We start from the raw sequence: 17,535 nt of genomic DNA, 5'->3' as shown, positions 1-17,535 counted from the left end.
TGGCTTACTCGATGATCTTGGCGACGACGCCGGCGCCGACGGTACGGCCACCTTCGCGGATTGCGAAGCGCAGACCTTCTTCCATCGCGATCGGAGCGATCAGCTTCACCGTGATCGACACGTTGTCGCCCGGCATCACCATTTCCTTGTCCTTCGGCAGCTCGATCGAGCCCGTCACGTCCGTCGTACGGAAGTAGAACTGCGGACGGTAGTTGTTGAAGAACGGCGTGTGACGGCCGCCTTCGTCCTTGCTCAGCACGTACACTTCAGCCGTGAAGTGCGTGTGCGGCGTGATCGAACCCGGCTTCGCCAGAACCTGGCCACGCTCCACGTCTTCACGCTTCGTGCCGCGCAGCAGGATACCAACGTTGTCGCCTGCCTGACCTTGGTCCAGCAGCTTGCGGAACATTTCAACGCCGGTGCAGGTCGTCTTCACCGTCGGCTTGATACCGACGATTTCGATTTCTTCGCCGACCTTCACGATGCCGCGCTCGACACGACCCGTCACCACCGTACCACGGCCCGAGATCGAGAACACGTCTTCCACCGGCATCAGGAACGCGCCGTCAACTGCACGCTCCGGCGTCGGGATGTACGTGTCCAGCGCGTCGGCCAGGTTCATGATCGCCACTTCGCCCAGCTCGCCCGTGTCGCCTTCCAGCGCCAGCTTCGCCGAACCCTTCACGATCGGCGTGTCGTCGCCCGGGAAGTCGTACTTCGACAGGAGTTCGCGAACTTCCATCTCGACCAGCTCGAGCAGTTCAGCGTCGTCCACCATGTCGCACTTGTTCAGGAACACGATGATGTACGGAACGCCAACCTGACGCGCCAGCAGGATGTGCTCACGCGTTTGCGGCATCGGGCCGTCTGCTGCCGAGCAAACCAGGATCGCGCCGTCCATCTGTGCCGCGCCCGTGATCATGTTCTTCACGTAGTCAGCGTGGCCCGGGCAGTCGACGTGTGCGTAGTGGCGGTTAGCCGTTTCGTACTCGACGTGTGCCGTGTTGATCGTGATGCCGCGCGCCTTTTCTTCCGGTGCCGCGTCGATCTGGTCGTATGCCTTCGCTTCGCCGCCGAACTTCTTCGTCAGAACCGTCGTGATCGCTGCCGTCAGCGTCGTCTTGCCGTGGTCAACGTGACCAATCGTACCAACGTTCACGTGCGGCTTGGTCCGCTCAAATTTACCCTTGGCCATTTTCGACTCCCAAAAGGAATTTCACAGGTTGCGCCGCGCGCAAACAGACACTGACTTGTACTGCTGGTGCCCATGGGCAGGATCGAACTGCCGACCTCTCCCTTACCAAGGGAGTGCTCTACCACTGAGCCACATGGGCGCTTTTACGCTTCAACTTCACGGTCTGGAGCGGGTGAAGGGAATCGAACCCTCGTCGTAAGCTTGGAAGGCTTCTGCTCTACCATTGAGCTACACCCGCACGGGCTACTAACGATTCCCTACCGCTCTTTCAGCTGATGTTCTTGGTGGAGGAGGTTGGATTCGAACCAACGTAGGCGTAAGCCAACAGATTTACAGTCTGCCCCCTTTAGCCACTCGGGCACCCCTCCGTAGAGAACTGACGATTATGGGGGTGCATCGCACTCCTGTCAAGCACATCCGGAAGATTATTTTCACTCTCTTCCCGACCCTTGCCCTACCACCGATCCTCCGCCCTTGCCCGGCTAAGGCAAGCACGAGATATTGCCGATCGGCGCCGCATCTTCGTCAGACTCCGCCTTCAGCGCCGATCTGCATCTGCGCTAAAAACGAAAGACCGCCATGATACGACCTCTCGCGCACAATGCCAAGCGGGTAGACGCAAAATTTCCGCAAATTTCGTGCCGGGCAGCTTCGACGATCCCACGCCTGGTGTTCGCGGCGGCTTTCAGCCTCGTTATCGACAGGAAACAGGGTCTTCGTATCCGGCACTGCGAGTTGCCTGGTCGCGACCAGTGGGCGGTAAACACGGCAGGGATTTCACGCGTTTCCCGGCAGTCGCATCTGAAACCTGGCTCGCGCTTCCAGCAAGGAATCGCGGTTCTTCCCCTCCCCGGCTTAGCCGACTTCGTCGGAAGGCGCGATACCGTCCCGAGTCGCGTGCCCGCTCCCGAGACAAATCCTCGTGCGCCTGCTCGCTCTTGTGATGGTCTTCATGGTCCTGACCGCACATGCCGCCGGCCCGGCAGATGGCTGGTGTTGCTCGAGCACGATCGCGAGGATCCGCCAATAGGCATTGGCCGGCGGCCACGCTCCCGGGCGTCCGAAGGAGGTCGCCGCACTTGCTGCCTATGAGCGGCTGAAACTTGTCGTCGACGCCGGCCGCCTTGGCGCGACAAACGTAGCGGCGCCGCAGGCGCGCCCCATGAGCAAGAATGCAATCGCGTACGCGTGGCTGCTCAACGATGCCGGTGTACCGCGTCGCCGCAGGCGCCAGCAATGACAGGCCACAAGATGTGTCCGGCAGCCCAGCCCGCCTCGACATGCTGCAGCTGCTACCTAGCGACGTTATGCGTCCACGCACCGGATTGCCTCGCAACTTCGGCGATGCAGTCACGGCGAACGTTCAGCAATGCGGCGCCCCGCCGTGCAAACCGGCCAAGATCGGCATCTGCTCATGCCTATCGCAGCGATTCCACGGGGTACACACGGCATCCCGCCTGTCCGTACGATGCCCGTCTCGTTCAACGGAACGCGGATGCCTGCGTTGGCTGCGACGCAGGAGCTTTCGCCGCGCCTCATGCATCCGAGGACACCGGATAGCTGACCTGCGACGCGCAGTCGCCGACGGCCGCCACTCGCTGCCCCGCGATGTTCGTGCTGTTTCAGGATCAAGGCTGGAACACGATCCGGCGGTTTCCACCGGCGAGCACTCTGCGCTCGGCGATTCGACAACCGCATGCACGATGCGGTCGACCGCATCGACGCCGGCGGTACGCACTTCGCGTTGACGGGTGAAGGTCGGGACCGCTTCGGCGGCGCTGCCTCGCTACCTATTCGCCCGCCGAGGAGATCAACGTGTTGCGAGACTGTCGGCCTTTGCCGATCAAGAGCAACAGAGTGCGGATTTCTGAGGGCAGCCGCCTCACGAGCTCACACGTGCCACTGCGATGGCGTCGCTACCCGACTTCTTGCCGCCGGCCACGCAGCTTCTTTCGCGCCCAATAAGTCAATTTTCGAGAAGAAGCAGCGATTTTGATCGTGAAATGACGCTCGATAGCGACACGACGCTGAACTTGATGCTGCACAGCCGCGCAACTTCACTGGCACCGGTTGTTCAAGACTTTCCGCAAGAACACCCCTGAAAATCGGTCATGCGGCAGTTATTGACTCACGCGAACGACGCGGTCCGATCAGTGATCGCTGGATGATTCTTCATGTTGGCTGTCGGTGCGATAGATATGGTGACAGGGGACACATGGGGCACCCTGAAACTGCTGGATGATCATTGCGATTTTGGCCGAGGATGCATTCAATATACCCGCGATTACGATGAGATGACTGATCGTTCGAAGGTAAGACGGCGCTACGCCGGACCGCCCCCCGGCGATGGGCGGATCCGCGAAGGAGGTTACAGCGAAGAATATGCCGGCTGTTTGATCGACCAGATTGCCGGTCTTATCGCCGTCGCGGCGAGAGTAGATGGACCGATGCTGGTCACAGCATCTCGAGCCGCCATCGTGTGGGCCGACCTGATGATTGGCCTGAACGTGTCCTGTCCGATCGTGTGGGCGGACTGCAATGCTCGGATCAACGCCTTCGGCGCCCCGGCTCCGAGCGCACAGCCCGTTGCCCGGCCGGCCTGCATTTTGTCCGCGCCAATGCAAAAACCCCCGCCTGTTCGGGCGGGGGTTCTTGGCTTAGGGAGCCTGACGATTACCTACTTTCACACGGGAATCCGCACTATCATCGGCGTAGAGTCGTTTCACGGTCCTGTTCGGGATGGGAAGGGGTGGGACCGACTCGCTATGGTCATCAGGCAAAGAGGGTTGTCACGTTGCTTCGCAACGCGACCAATCGGGAAGAAGCAGTAATTTTGAGTTGTGTGTATCACACACGAGAATCCAACTAGTCCTGGCTCACATCACTGGAGCCGAAACAGACTTGTTATAGGATCAAGCCTTACGGGCAATTAGTATCAGTTAGCTGAACGCATTACTGCGCTTACACACCTGACCTATCAACGTCCTGGTCTCGAACGACCCTTCAAGGGGATCTAGTCCCCAGGGATATCTCATCTTAAGGCGAGTTTCCCGCTTAGATGCTTTCAGCGGTTATCTCTTCCGAACATAGCTACCCGGCGATGCCACTGGCGTGACAACCGGTACACCAGAGGTTCGTCCACTCCGGTCCTCTCGTACTAGGAGCAGCCCCCTTCAAATATCCAACGCCCACGGCAGATAGGGACCAAACTGTCTCACGACGTTTTAAACCCAGCTCACGTACCTCTTTAAATGGCGAACAGCCATACCCTTGGGACCGGCTACAGCCCCAGGATGAGATGAGCCGACATCGAGGTGCCAAACACCGCCGTCGATATGAACTCTTGGGCGGTATCAGCCTGTTATCCCCAGAGTACCTTTTATCCGTTGAGCGATGGCCCTTCCATACAGAACCACCGGATCACTATGACCTGCTTTCGCACCTGCTCGACTTGTCGGTCTCGCAGTTAAGCACGCTTATGCCATTGCACTATCAGCACGATTTCCGACCGTACCTAGCGTACCTTCGTACTCCTCCGTTACGCTTTGGGAGGAGACCGCCCCAGTCAAACTGCCTACCATGCACTGTCCCCGACCCGGATCACGGGCCAAGGTTAGAACCTCAAACAAACCAGGGTGGTATTTCAAGGACGGCTCCACCGAAACTAGCGTTCCGGTTTCATAGCCTCCCACCTATCCTACACAGATCGGTTCAAAGTCCAATGCAAAGCTACAGTAAAGGTTCATGGGGTCTTTCCGTCTAGCCGCGGGTAGATTGCATCATCACAAACACTTCAACTTCGCTGAGTCTCGGGAGGAGACAGTGTGGCCATCGTTACGCCATTCGTGCAGGTCGGAACTTACCCGACAAGGAATTTCGCTACCTTAGGACCGTTATAGTTACGGCCGCCGTTTACCGGGACTTCAATCAAGAGCTTGCACCCCATCATTTAATCTTCCGGCACCGGGCAGGCGTCACACCCTATACGTCCACTTTCGTGTTTGCAGAGTGCTGTGTTTTTATTAAACAGTCGCAGCCACCAGTTTATTGCAACCCCTTCACCCTTTGCGCGCAGGCGCATCAAGCTACAAGGGCGTACCTTATCCCGAAGTTACGGTACCAATTTGCCGAGTTCCTTCTCCCGAGTTCTCTCAAGCGCCTTAGAATACTCATCTCGCCCACCTGTGTCGGTTTGCGGTACGGTCATCGTTAGACTGAAGCTTAGAGGCTTTTCTTGGAACCACTTCCAATTGCTTCGCTCCCTAAGGAGCTCGCGCCACACCCTTGAATTCCGCGCCCGGATTTGCCTAAGCGCCTTCTCCAATGCAGCGACCGGGACTTCCAACACCCGGACAACCTTCCGCGATCCGTCCCCCCATCGCATCTAACAATGGTGCAGGAATATTGACCTGCTTCCCATCAGCTACGCATTTCTGCCTCGCCTTAGGGGCCGACTCACCCTACGCCGATGAACGTTGCGTAGGAAACCTTGGGCTTACGGCGAGGGGGCCTTTCACCCCCTTTATCGCTACTCATGTCAGCATTCGCACTTCCGATACCTCCAGCACGCTTTTCAACGCACCTTCGCAGGCTTACGGAACGCTCTCCTACCATGCGTGCAAAGCACGCATCCGCAGCTTCGGTATATAGCTTAGCCCCGTTACATCTTCCGCGCAGGACGACTCGATCAGTGAGCTATTACGCTTTCTTTAAAGGGTGGCTGCTTCTAAGCCAACCTCCTGACTGTTTTAGCCTTCCCACTTCGTTTCCCACTTAGCTATATTTGGGGACCTTAGCTGGCGGTCTGGGTTGTTTCCCTCTTGACACCGGACGTTAGCACCCGATGTCTGTCTCCCGTGATTGCACTCTTCGGTATTCGGAGTTTGCTATGGCGGGGTAATCTGCAATAGACCCCCCAACCATGACAGTGCTCTACCCCCGAAGGTGAGACACGAGGCACTACCTAAATAGTTTTCGGAGAGAACCAGCTATTTCCAAGTTTGTTTAGCCTTTCACCCCTATCCACAGCTCATCCCCTAACTTTTCAACGTTAGTGGGTTCGGACCTCCAGTACGTGTTACCGCACCTTCATCCTGGCCATGGATAGATCACTTGGTTTCGGGTCTACGCCCAGCAACTGAACGCCCTATTCGGACTCGCTTTCGCTACGCCTGCCCTATACGGTTAAGCTTGCTACTGAACGTAAGTCGCTGACCCATTATACAAAAGGTACGCCGTCACCCCTTACGAGGCTCCGACTGTTTGTATGCATGCGGTTTCAGGATCTATTTCACTCCCCTCCCGGGGTTCTTTTCGCCTTTCCCTCACGGTACTGGTTCACTATCGGTCGATCACGAGTATTTAGCCTTGGAGGATGGTCCCCCCATCTTCAGACAGGATTTCACGTGTCCCGCCCTACTTGTCGCACACCTAGTTCTTTCATACTGTTTTCGCCTACAGGGCTATCACCTGCTATGGCCGCACTTTCCAGAGCGTTCGGCTAACAATACAAATAAAGAGTGCAAGGCTCATCCCATTTCGCTCGCCACTACTTTGGGAATCTCGGTTGATTTCTTTTCCTGCGGTTACTTAGATGTTTCAGTTCACCGCGTTCGCTTCACTAGACCTATGTATTCAGTCTAGGATGACCCAAAAGGGCCGGGTTTCCCCATTCGGACATCTACGGATCAAAGCTCGTTTGCCAGCTCCCCGTAGCTTTTCGCAGGCTACCGCGTCCTTCATCGCCTGTGATCGCCAAGGCATCCACCACATGCACTTGTTCGCTTGACCCTATAACGAGTCTGTCTCATCGACAGTCGCTACAGGTTGAGTTCTCGCGTTGTGCCGTATTCCAAAATTGAGTCAAACATAGAGTTCGAATCATCTTGAGATACATCGATACAATCACAACCCGGATAGTTTTCACGTCCATCTCAAGACGCTTCCGCTATCCAAATTACTTACTTCTTCCAGATTGTTAAAGAACGACAGCCGATACATACTACGTATCACTCTGACTGGCTCAATCGCCAATGGCAAATGCTCGTCTCACACGTCACTTTCGTGCGATCCAAACGCTTCCCATTGAAGATTGGTGGAGGCAGACGGGATCGAACCGACGACCCCCTGCTTGCAAAGCAGGTGCTCTCCCAGCTGAGCTATGCCCCCATGAGTACAGATATCCTCAGGTACTACCGCCAGACAAGACATTGGTGGGTCTGGTTGGATTCGAACCAACGACCCCCGCCTTATCAAGACGGTGCTCTAACCGACTGAGCTACAGACCCCTGAGTCTGTCTTTAATTTACAGCCGATAAGCGTGAGCGCTCAATTTTGCGAGAAGCTCTGGAAAGGAGGTGATCCAGCCGCACCTTCCGATACGGCTACCTTGTTACGACTTCACCCCAGTCATGAATCCTACCGTGGTGACCGTCCTCCTTGCGGTTAGACTAGCCACTTCTGGTAAAACCCACTCCCATGGTGTGACGGGCGGTGTGTACAAGACCCGGGAACGTATTCACCGCGGCATGCTGATCCGCGATTACTAGCGATTCCAGCTTCATGCACTCGAGTTGCAGAGTGCAATCCGGACTACGATCGGTTTTCTGGGATTAGCTCCCCCTCGCGGGTTGGCAACCCTCTGTTCCGACCATTGTATGACGTGTGAAGCCCTACCCATAAGGGCCATGAGGACTTGACGTCATCCCCACCTTCCTCCGGTTTGTCACCGGCAGTCTCCTTAGAGTGCTCTTGCGTAGCAACTAAGGACAAGGGTTGCGCTCGTTGCGGGACTTAACCCAACATCTCACGACACGAGCTGACGACAGCCATGCAGCACCTGTGTATCGGTTCTCTTTCGAGCACTCCCACCTCTCAGCAGGATTCCGACCATGTCAAGGGTAGGTAAGGTTTTTCGCGTTGCATCGAATTAATCCACATCATCCACCGCTTGTGCGGGTCCCCGTCAATTCCTTTGAGTTTTAATCTTGCGACCGTACTCCCCAGGCGGTCAACTTCACGCGTTAGCTACGTTACTAAGGAAATGAATCCCCAACAACTAGTTGACATCGTTTAGGGCGTGGACTACCAGGGTATCTAATCCTGTTTGCTCCCCACGCTTTCGTGCATGAGCGTCAGTATTGGCCCAGGGGGCTGCCTTCGCCATCGGTATTCCTCCACATCTCTACGCATTTCACTGCTACACGTGGAATTCTACCCCCCTCTGCCATACTCTAGCCTGCCAGTCACCAATGCAGTTCCCAGGTTGAGCCCGGGGATTTCACATCGGTCTTAGCAAACCGCCTGCGCACGCTTTACGCCCAGTAATTCCGATTAACGCTCGCACCCTACGTATTACCGCGGCTGCTGGCACGTAGTTAGCCGGTGCTTATTCTTCCGGTACCGTCATCCCCCGGCTATATTAGAACCAAGGATTTCTTTCCGGACAAAAGTGCTTTACAACCCGAAGGCCTTCTTCACACACGCGGCATTGCTGGATCAGGCTTTCGCCCATTGTCCAAAATTCCCCACTGCTGCCTCCCGTAGGAGTCTGGGCCGTGTCTCAGTCCCAGTGTGGCTGGTCGTCCTCTCAGACCAGCTACTGATCGTCGCCTTGGTAGGCCTTTACCCCACCAACTAGCTAATCAGCCATCGGCCAACCCTATAGCGCGAGGCCCGAAGGTCCCCCGCTTTCATCCGTAGATCGTATGCGGTATTAATCCGGCTTTCGCCGGGCTATCCCCCACTACAGGACATGTTCCGATGTATTACTCACCCGTTCGCCACTCGCCACCAGGTGCAAGCACCCGTGCTGCCGTTCGACTTGCATGTGTAAGGCATGCCGCCAGCGTTCAATCTGAGCCAGGATCAAACTCTTCAGTTTAAACCTGTTACTGTTTTCGGTTCGGTTAAGAACCGGTCGCTCACTCAAAGCTGACAGGTATATGAATTGCTTCATAAACCTGACTTACTTTAGTGTGAGACTCTTGATACTTTTGCTATCTGATCCGAGGATCAGCTCGCTTCCATCAAGCGCCCACACTTATCGGCTGTTAATTTTTAAAGAGCATTTCTGCGAGGAACATCGTGTTTCTCAGCAGCGCTGCGTTTTCAGCAGCAGAGAAGCGAGATTATGAACCGTGTTTCGCAGATCGTCAACAACTTTTTAAACTGCTTCGTTGCGACTGCGAGGTTCATCTTCCTTCGCCAGCCGTGCGCCCAACCTGCTGCACACCACCGACTTCGCTTCCCCTCTCCCGCGCCGCGTTTCCGTTAGCGCGAAAGAGGCGTGATTCTAAGCACCCGCCTCCATCTCCGCAAGCCCTTTGTGAAATTATTTTGAAAAGCCTCCGTGCGCTGGCGCGCACGGAGGCTTGGGGCCCGACGGGCCGGGCGCCACCGTTGACCTCCAGGCCGCCGGCAACGCTTCACCCTCTATATATAGTAGGAGCGAGCGCGTCACTTGCCGCCCACGGCAGCCTGCAACTGTTCGACCGGCACTGCGTCGGCCATCGCCGTGTAACCGGCGTCGCTCGGATGAATGCCGTCGCCGCTGTCATATCGGCGCTGCAGCACGCTCGGGCGCGCCGGATCGCGCAGCACCGCATCGAAGTCGACCACGCCGTCGAACCCGCCGCCGCTCCGGATCCACCGGTTCACCTCGAGCCGGATCGCCTCGCGTCCGGCCGGCAGCCCGGCCGGTGTAAGCGTCGCACCGAAGACCTTCACGCCCTGGCGGTGTGCCGCCTCGATCAGCCGGCGATAGCCGTCGATCAGCGACGCGGCCGTGACCTGCGTATGCGGATGGTCGCAATCGAGCCCCGCGCGCGGCGGCATCGCCGCGAAGTTGATGTCGTTGATCCCGATCAGCACGACCGCGGCCTTCACGCCCGCGCGCGACAGCGCATCGTGCTCGAACCGCGACGCCAGCGACGTGCCGTAGCACGCGGAATCGCTGAGCAGCCGGTTCCCGCTGATGCCCAGATTCACGACACCGATCGAATCGGCGCCCGACACCGTCAGCCGACGCGCCAACGCGTCCGGCCAGCGGCGGTTCCGGTTCACGCTCGAACGCAGTCCGTCGGTGATCGAATCGCCGATCGCGGCTACGCTGGCACGCGCGGAACCGGCCTCGACGGCCAGCTCGGTCACCCATGCATATTGGGTAAAACGGGTGCGGAACGTAGCGGCGCCGGGATCGTTCACGTGATCGCCCGGCGCAGAGACATAGTTGAACTGGTTCGACACGCGGTGCCAGACCGTCATCCGTTGATTCGGTCCCATCTGCAGACTGATTGCATACGGCTGCCCCGCCGTCACGTCGATCGCAGCCGGATCGCTTTCGAGTTCCTGGCCCGGTGCGAGCGTGACTGCCGCCTTGCCGCCGAACCGGACCGGCACGGCCGCGCCGCCGGCGAGCGCAGCGCCGTCGCCGGCGCGCGCGAGGCTCGCAGCCTCGACGACCAGCGGTGCGTGACCGTATGCATTGCTCACGCGAATCCGTGCTGCCCGCCCCGACACCGTCGGGTAGACGATCTGGCGCACGGCCCGCCCGGCGATATCGGGTGCGCGATAGAGCGGCGGCGGCGCGGCAAGGTCGGGAATCGGCTGCAGCGCGGTCGCCCACGCGGCGACCCATCCTGCCGGCGCGGCCGAAGCCGCGAGCGGCGACACGAAAACGGCCGCGCCCAGCACGGCCGCGACGAAACTGCTTCGGAATGACATCGGCAAAATCCTCATCGGAAAGCGGGCATTGTGCCGCAGAAGACGCGGGGCTCCCGCACCGGACTGCGCTTGTGCCGCCTGATCGCGCCCCGACGCCCCTCGTTTACCCGAGTCTCACCGCAATTCCACAAGAAATTTATTAACCGACCGGTCGGTTGGTTTATACTTCGCACACATTCAACCGGACGAGAACCTCGCCATGTACACGCAATCCCTCGACATCCCCGGCAACGTCGCGCCACTCGACGCCGCAGCCGAGTCGCCCGAGCAGGCGCGGTTCGATGCAGTGATGGCCGCGGACGGGAAGATCGAACCGCAAGACTGGATGCCCGACGCCTATCGCAAGACGCTGGTTCGCCAGATCTCGCAGCACGCGCATTCGGAAGTCGTCGGCATGCTGCCGGAAGGCAACTGGATCTCGCGCGCGCCGAGCCTGAAGCGCAAGGCGATCCTGCTCGCGAAGGTCCAGGACGAAGCCGGCCACGGCCTCTATCTTTATAGCGCGGCCGAAACGCTCGGCGTATCGCGCGATTCGCTGATCGACGCGCTGCACGCAGGCAAGGCGAAATACTCGAGCATCTTCAACTACCCGACGCCGACCTGGGCCGACGTCGGCGTGATCGGCTGGCTCGTCGACGGCGCCGCGATCATGAACCAGATCCCGCTGTGCCGCTGCACGTACGGCCCGTACGCACGCGCGATGATCCGCGTGTGCAAGGAAGAGTCGTTCCACCAGCGCCAGGGTTTCGACGCGCTGCTGTCGATGATGAAGGGCAGCGACGCGCAGCGCGCGATGGTCCAGCAGGCCGTGAACCGCTGGTGGTGGCCGGTGCTGATGATGTTCGGCCCGAGCGACGCCGACTCGGTCCACAGCAGCCAGTCTGCGAAATGGGGCATCAAGCGGATCTCGAACGACGACCTGCGGCAAAAGTTCGTCGATGCGACGGTCGACCAGGCGAAGGTGCTCGGCGTGACGCTGCCCGATCCCGACCTGAAGTGGAACGACGCGCGCGGCCACCATGACTACGGCACGATCGACTGGGACGAATTCTGGCGCGTGGTCAACGGCGACGGCCCATGCAACAAGGAACGCCTCGCGACCCGCGTGAAAGCGCACGAGGACGGCGCATGGGTGCGCGAAGCCGCGCTCGCGCACGAAGCGAAGCGCCGCGCCCGCGCCGAACAGCACGCCGCCTGAGCGGCAACCATCGAATTCAGGAATCAGGGAATCAGGAGAAAGTGATGAACAAGGAATGGCCGATCTGGGAAGTGTTCGTGCGCAGCAAGCAGGGCCTCGACCACAAGCATTGCGGCAGCCTGCACGCCGCCGACGCGACGATGGCGCTGCGCATGGCGCGCGACGTCTACACGCGCCGCCAGGAAGGCGTGAGCATCTGGGTGGTGCCGTCGTCGGCGATCACCGCATCGGATCCGAACGAGAAGGCCGAACTGTTCGAGCCGGCGGGCGACAAGATCTACCGTCACCCGACGTTCTACACGCTGCCCGACGAAGTCAACCACATGTAACGCCCGCGCCATGACGATCACGCCCGAACACCTCTCCTACGTGCTGCGCCTCGCGGACAACGCGCTGATCCTCGGTCAGCGCAACGCCGAATGGTGCGGCCACGGCCCGATCCTCGAGGAAGACATCGCGCTCACCAACATGAGCCTCGACCTCGTCGGCCAGGCGCGCATGCTGTATACGCATGCGGCCGAACTCGAGCGCCAGCTCACCGGCGCGACGAAGACGGAGGACGACTACGCGTACTTCCGGTCCGAGCGCGAGTTCGCGAACTTCACGCTCGCCGAGCTGCCGCACTACGGCCCGGTCTCCGGCACCGCGCACGCCGACAAGGACTACGCGGTGACGATCGTGCGCAACTTCCTCTACGCGGCGCTGATGCTGCACGTGTGGACCGCGCTGGAAACGTCGACCGACACGCAGCTCGCCGCGATCGCCGCGAAATCCGTGAAGGAAACCCGCTATCACGTGCAGCACGCACGCGAGTGGCTCGTTCGCCTCGGCGACGGCACCGACGAATCGCACCGTCGCGCGCAGGATGCGCTCGACTACCTGACCCCGTACACGCGCGAATTCTTCGCGGCCGATTCAATCGACGACGCGATCGCCGCACCGGGCATCGGCCCGGCACCTGCCACGCTCGAAGCCGCATGGCGCGCGGACGTCGACGATGCGCTCGCCGAGGCGACGCTCACGCTGCCGGCGCCCGTGATGCATGTGACGACCGGCAAGCAGGGCGAGCACTCGGAGCACATGGGTTATCTGCTCGCAGAAATGCAGAGCCTCGCGCGCCAGCACCCCGGCGCGACCTGGTAACCGGCCAACGCCACGGAGCCCAACGATGTCCGTCCAGACCGCCGCCCCCGCCGACGCCGCGCCCGCCGCGCGTCACGACGATCCGCTGCTCGCCCGCGCATGGGACGTGCTGGAAGCCGTGCCCGATCCGGAGATCCCGGTCGTGTCGATCCGCGAGCTCGGCATCCTGCGCGACGTCCGCCGCGCGGACGACGGCCTGCTCGAAGTCGTGATCACGCCGACCTACTCGGGCTGCCCGGCCATGTCGCAGATCGCGGAGGACGTCGCTGCCGCCCTGCAGGCGGCCGACCTCCCGCCGCACCGGATCGAAACGGTGCTCGCGCCCGCATGGACGACCGACTGGATCACGCAGGAAGCGCGCGACAAGCTGCGCGCGTACGGCATCGCGCCGCCGGTCGGCCAGTGCGGCAGCGCCGCGCCGCGGGAAAACGTCGTGCGTTTCGTGCCGCGGCCCGTCGCGGCGCCCGCGTGCCCGCGCTGCGGCTCCGCCCGCACCGAGCGTCTCGCGCAATTCGCGTCCACGGCCTGCAAGGCGCTGTATCGCTGCGTCGACTGCCGCGAACCCTTCGACTACTTCAAACCTTATTGAGATGAAACAGCCCCCACGCTCTCTTCGTTCGCTGCCCCCCGAGGGGGCGGACGCCCCCCTTGGGGCGGCCCGACGGGGGTCGTCGTCGACCCCGCAATTTCATCCGCTGCGTATCCGCGACGTGCGGCCCGAGACCGCCGACGCCGTTACCGTCTCCTTCGACGTGCCGCCGGAGCTGCGCGACGCGTACCGCTTCACGCAGGGCCAGTTCGTCACGCTGAAGACCCACATCGACGGCGAGGAAACGCGCCGCTCGTATTCGATCTGCGTCGGTACGACGGACTACGACCGCGACGGCGAACTGCGCATCGGCATCAAGCGCGTGCGCGGCGGCCGCTTCTCGAACTTCGCATTCGATACGCTGAAGCCGGGCCACACGATCGACGTGATGACGCCGGACGGCCGCTTCTTCACGCACCTGAATGCCGACCATGGCAAGCAGTACATCGCGTTTTCCGGCGGCTCGGGCATCACACCCGTGCTCGCGATCGTGAAGACGACCCTCGAACTCGAGCCGCGCAGCACGTTCACGCTGATCTACGGCAACCGCAGCGTCGACGCGATCATGTTCGCGGAGGAGCTCGAGGACCTGAAGAACCGCTACATGAACCGCTTCGTCCTCTATCACGTGCTGTCGGACGACCAGCAGGACGTCGAGCTGTTCAACGGCGTGCTCGACCAGGCGAAATGCGCGGAATTCCTCGCTACGCTGATGCCGGCCGACGCGATCGACGAGGCGTTCATCTGCGGCCCCGCGCCGATGATGGACGCGGCCGAAGCGGCGCTGAAGGAAGCTGGCGTGCCGCAGGCGAAGGTGCATGTCGAGCGCTTCGGCACGCCGCTGCCGCAGGCTGGCGCACCGGTCGTCGAGATCACCGACCAGACGCCGGCCGCCGACCTGGAAATCGTGCTCGACGGCAAGAAGCGCAAGCTGCGCCTGCCGTACGAAGGCGTGAGCCTGCTCGATGTCGGCCTGCGTGCGGGCCTCGCGCTGCCTTACGCGTGCAAGGGCGGCGTGTGCTGCACGTGCCGCGCGAAGGTGATCGAAGGCGAAGTGCGGATGGAGAAGAACTACACGCTCGAGGAGCACGAAGTGAAGGACGGTTTCGTGCTGACGTGCCAGTGCCACCCGGTCAGCGACAAGGTCGTCGTGAGCTACGACGAACGTTGAGCGGCATCGCGTCGCGGCGCCGGACGGTTTCTCGCCGTCACACATCTCGCTTACACTAGGGGCCGCCGGCCGGCTGGACATCGCAACGTCCGCCCGGCCGGCGGTTTTCTTTTGTTGACGACAGGCCGATGAGTACCATTCATGTGATTCAGGGCGGCACCGCCGCCGCGTCGCTGTGCGAGGCACTCGCGCAAGCCGGACGCGACGAGCGCGTCGTCGGATTGCTCGACGATCTCGGCGTCGGGCCGCTCAAGGGCGCCGACGAGACGCCCGACACGCGTGCCGCCTTCTGGCAGCGCGTGCTCGGCGACCAGATTCCCGACTGGAACGCGGAAATCGAAGACGAATTCGCGCGCCTCGACCAGCTCGCGATGGAGTCGGGCCAGGTGGTCGTCTGGCATGCGCCGAGCGTCGGCGACAAGCTGCTGCTGCGCCGCGTCGCCTATCACCTGCGCAATGTCCCGCAGCGCCTGAACGAGGTGCGGCTGTCGGCCGCCGATCTCGACTCGGCGCAGCGCGCGTCGCTGTCGCGCACCGACCAGGCGTGCTCGACCGGGATGTTCTCGCCCGCGGAACTCGCGCGGAAACGGCCGGTGGCCGCGCCGATCTCGGTGCTGCGCATCGGCCGCCTCGCGCTCGAGTGGCAGGAGGCGAAGCACCTGAACGCCGAACTTCGCTATTGGGTCAGCAACACGATCAAGAGCGGCTACTACGCCGATCTCGACGCGCTGATCGTCGCGCGCGCGGAAACCGACTGGCTGCCCGCGCGGCGCCTCGTCGGCGGCATCATGGCCGACGCCGACCGCGGCGGCCTGTTCGTCAGCGACTCGATCGCCTGGTGGCGCTGCCGCGAACTCGCGGCAGCCGGCAGGCTCGAGCTGCAGGACGACGCGCCTGACGCCCTCTCCTCCACGCAGGTGCGCGCGGCCCGCGCGGCCACCACGCACCGCTAATCTTCCGCATTCGACCATGGCCCGTACCCGAGCGCCCGACCACGAATCCCAGCGCGAGCAGATCCTCGATCTCGCCGCCGAGAAATTCGCGCAGACGAGCTACCCGAGCACGTCGATGTCCGATCTCGCAACCGCGAGCGGCACGTCGAAGGCACGCCTCTATCACTATTACGAGAGCAAGGAAGCGATCCTGTTCGACCTGCTCGACCGCTACACGAAGCGGCTGATGCTGATCATCGCCGAGGTGGAAGGGGCGAGCCAGCGGCGCGGCCTCACCGAGCGCGACGCGTTCGCCGAGCTCGTGCGCGCGTTCCTCGCCGAATACGAGACGTCGCACAGCCGTCATGTCGCACTGCTCAACGACGTGAAGTATCTCGAGGACGCGCAGCGCGAGATCGTGCTCGACCGCCAGCGCGATATCGTCGCCGCGTTCACGCGGCAGCTCGCGCGTGCGTACCCGGACCGCATCTCGAAGGAAAACCAGACATCCGTGACGATGATGGTGTTCGGGATGATCAACTGGACGTTCACGTGGCTGAAGCCGGGCGGCCGTCTCGGCTACCGCGACTTCGCCGAGCAGGTGATCGACCTGATCGAACGCGGACTGTCGACGGCGCCCTGATTGCCGCACAGCAGCAAGCGTTGCACGACGGGCACACTGCGACCGCCCGCCGCGCATTTCATATGATGAATTTTAAATTCGTTAAAAATCAAATAGCTACAAGATTAACTAAGCGGATTTAGAATTCATCCTCCAGCATAAATAAGGTTAAATACGGGTTTTCCCCAATCCGAGGGCCGACGGTCGGGTAAAATGCTGTTGCGTTGCACAACCCGCTGTACGGTCACACATTGAGGAACCCACGATGAACACGCAATTGAACGGCCCTGCCGATGTCGTCGGCACCGCCGGTAGTGCGCCGGTTCTCGTCAGGGAACTGGCTTCCAAAGACCGTGAGCAGATGCTCACCCACTTTCTCTCGCTCGACGAAGAGGACCGCCTGCTGCGCTTCGGCCAGATGGTGCCCGACCACGTGATCGAGAACTATGTCCGCACGATCGACTTCGGTCGCGACACCGTGTTCGGCGTGTTCGACCACGAACTCGAACTGATCGGCGTCGGCCACCTGGCCTACCTGCCGGCCGAGGGCGACAAGCGCACGGCCGAATTCGGCGTGTCGGTGCTCGAAAGCGCACGCGGCCGCGGCGTCGGCTCGAAGCTGTTCGAGCGCGCGGCGATCCGCAGCCGCAACACGCACGTGACGATGCTGTACATGCACTGCCTGTCGCGTAACGCGACGATGATGCACATCGCGAAGAAGTCCGGGATGCGGATCGAGTACGCGTACGGCGAAGCCGATGCGTACCTGTCGCTGCCGCCGGCCGACCACTCGACGATCATCGCCGAGATGCTGCAGGAACAGGCGGCGGTGTTCGACTACGCGCTCAAGCGCCAGGCGCACCGTACGTCGAAGTTCATCGAATCGCTGATGCCCGCCGCGCTGACGGCGTAATATCGGCCGACCGGGCCGCGCCTGCCGCGCGCCCGGCCCCCTTTTCCCC

At 61.0% G+C, this 17,535-nt stretch carries 10 protein-coding genes, 5 tRNA genes and 3 rRNA genes; 8 read left to right on the top strand and 10 right to left on the bottom strand.

Features of this window, described 5'->3' with window-relative positions; genetic code table 11:
* Window positions 1-4: 4 nt before the first annotated feature.
* From tuf to ABD05_RS07270, 10 genes are all read right to left on the bottom strand, one after another.
* The gene (gene tuf, locus ABD05_RS07320) at window positions 5-1,195 is read right to left on the bottom strand and encodes an elongation factor Tu (protein WP_017333531.1); all 1,191 of its coding nucleotides are present in this window, start codon (window positions 1,193-1,195) and stop codon (window positions 5-7) included.
* A gap of 64 nt (window positions 1,196-1,259) precedes the next feature.
* Window positions 1,260-1,334: transfer RNA gene (locus ABD05_RS07315), tRNA-Thr, on the bottom strand.
* A gap of 25 nt (window positions 1,335-1,359) precedes the next feature.
* A tRNA-Gly gene (locus ABD05_RS07310) sits at window positions 1,360-1,433 on the bottom strand.
* A 44-nt stretch (window positions 1,434-1,477) separates the two neighbouring features.
* A tRNA-Tyr gene (locus ABD05_RS07305) sits at window positions 1,478-1,563 on the bottom strand.
* Window positions 1,564-3,859: 2,296 nt separating this feature from the next.
* Window positions 3,860-3,972: ribosomal RNA gene (gene rrf, locus ABD05_RS07300) — 5S ribosomal RNA — on the bottom strand.
* A gap of 131 nt (window positions 3,973-4,103) precedes the next feature.
* Window positions 4,104-6,985, bottom strand: a 23S ribosomal RNA gene (locus ABD05_RS07295).
* 302 nt (window positions 6,986-7,287) lie between these two features.
* Window positions 7,288-7,363 (bottom strand) — tRNA-Ala (locus ABD05_RS07285).
* 42 nt (window positions 7,364-7,405) lie between these two features.
* Window positions 7,406-7,482, bottom strand: a tRNA-Ile gene (locus tag ABD05_RS07280).
* Window positions 7,483-7,544: 62 nt separating this feature from the next.
* Window positions 7,545-9,077 (bottom strand): 16S ribosomal RNA (locus ABD05_RS07275).
* The 16S, 23S and 5S rRNA genes sit together here with 2 tRNA genes alongside, the layout of an rRNA operon.
* 575 nt (window positions 9,078-9,652) lie before the next feature.
* The gene (locus tag ABD05_RS07270) at window positions 9,653-10,918 is read right to left on the bottom strand and encodes an SGNH/GDSL hydrolase family protein (protein WP_047899577.1); all 1,266 of its coding nucleotides are present in this window, start codon (window positions 10,916-10,918) and stop codon (window positions 9,653-9,655) included.
* Window positions 10,919-11,117: 199 nt separating this feature from the next.
* Between ABD05_RS07270 and paaA the strand changes: the two genes are divergently transcribed.
* From paaA to ABD05_RS07230, 8 genes are all read left to right on the top strand, one after another.
* The gene (gene paaA / locus ABD05_RS07265) at window positions 11,118-12,116 is read left to right on the top strand and encodes a 1,2-phenylacetyl-CoA epoxidase subunit PaaA (RefSeq protein WP_047899576.1); all 999 of its coding nucleotides are present in this window, start codon (window positions 11,118-11,120) and stop codon (window positions 12,114-12,116) included.
* Window positions 12,117-12,160: 44 nt separating this feature from the next.
* Window positions 12,161-12,445 (top strand): 1,2-phenylacetyl-CoA epoxidase subunit PaaB, encoded by a 285-nt coding sequence (gene paaB / locus ABD05_RS07260; protein WP_034188015.1) that lies wholly within the window; start codon window positions 12,161-12,163, stop codon window positions 12,443-12,445.
* A gap of 10 nt (window positions 12,446-12,455) precedes the next feature.
* Entirely contained in the window at window positions 12,456-13,259 is an 804-nt protein-coding gene (paaC, locus tag ABD05_RS07255) for a 1,2-phenylacetyl-CoA epoxidase subunit PaaC (RefSeq protein WP_047899575.1), read from the top strand.
* Between the two features lie 25 nt (window positions 13,260-13,284).
* Entirely contained in the window at window positions 13,285-13,848 is a 564-nt protein-coding gene (gene paaD / locus ABD05_RS07250; protein ID WP_047899574.1) for a 1,2-phenylacetyl-CoA epoxidase subunit PaaD, read from the top strand.
* Between the two features lie 31 nt (window positions 13,849-13,879).
* Entirely contained in the window at window positions 13,880-15,019 is a 1,140-nt protein-coding gene (gene paaE, locus ABD05_RS07245; RefSeq protein WP_047901115.1) for a 1,2-phenylacetyl-CoA epoxidase subunit PaaE, read from the top strand.
* Between the two features lie 128 nt (window positions 15,020-15,147).
* A complete protein-coding gene (locus ABD05_RS07240) occupies window positions 15,148-15,972 on the top strand; it encodes a DUF1835 domain-containing protein (RefSeq protein ID WP_047899573.1) in 825 nt (274 codons plus the stop codon).
* A 16-nt stretch (window positions 15,973-15,988) separates the two neighbouring features.
* Window positions 15,989-16,594, top strand: a complete 606-nt coding sequence (locus tag ABD05_RS07235; protein WP_047899572.1) for a TetR/AcrR family transcriptional regulator — start codon at window positions 15,989-15,991, stop codon at window positions 16,592-16,594.
* A 244-nt stretch (window positions 16,595-16,838) separates the two neighbouring features.
* Window positions 16,839-17,486 (top strand): GNAT family N-acetyltransferase, encoded by a 648-nt coding sequence (locus tag ABD05_RS07230; RefSeq protein ID WP_047899571.1) that lies wholly within the window; start codon window positions 16,839-16,841, stop codon window positions 17,484-17,486.
* Window positions 17,487-17,535 lie beyond the last annotated feature (49 nt).

The organism is Burkholderia pyrrocinia (assembly GCF_001028665.1).
GTDB classification, from domain to species: Bacteria; Pseudomonadota; Gammaproteobacteria; order Burkholderiales; family Burkholderiaceae; genus Burkholderia; species Burkholderia pyrrocinia.
Note: the sequence above shows the minus strand (reverse complement) of the source record. Positions and strands in the feature narration are given on the sequence as shown.

Coding starts and splice junctions, on each gene's coding strand:
- tuf (WP_017333531.1), bottom strand. CDS start 1,195: ATGGCCAAGGGTAAATTTGAGCGGACCAAGCCGCACGTGAACGTTGGT.
- ABD05_RS07270 (WP_047899577.1), bottom strand. CDS start 10,918: ATGTCATTCCGAAGCAGTTTCGTCGCGGCCGTGCTGGGCGCGGCCGTT.
- paaA (WP_047899576.1), top strand. CDS start 11,118: ATGTACACGCAATCCCTCGACATCCCCGGCAACGTCGCGCCACTCGAC.
- paaB (WP_034188015.1), top strand. CDS start 12,161: ATGAACAAGGAATGGCCGATCTGGGAAGTGTTCGTGCGCAGCAAGCAG.
- paaC (WP_047899575.1), top strand. CDS start 12,456: ATGACGATCACGCCCGAACACCTCTCCTACGTGCTGCGCCTCGCGGAC.
- paaD (WP_047899574.1), top strand. CDS start 13,285: ATGTCCGTCCAGACCGCCGCCCCCGCCGACGCCGCGCCCGCCGCGCGT.
- ABD05_RS07240 (WP_047899573.1), top strand. CDS start 15,148: ATGAGTACCATTCATGTGATTCAGGGCGGCACCGCCGCCGCGTCGCTG.
- ABD05_RS07235 (WP_047899572.1), top strand. CDS start 15,989: ATGGCCCGTACCCGAGCGCCCGACCACGAATCCCAGCGCGAGCAGATC.
- ABD05_RS07230 (WP_047899571.1), top strand. CDS start 16,839: ATGAACACGCAATTGAACGGCCCTGCCGATGTCGTCGGCACCGCCGGT.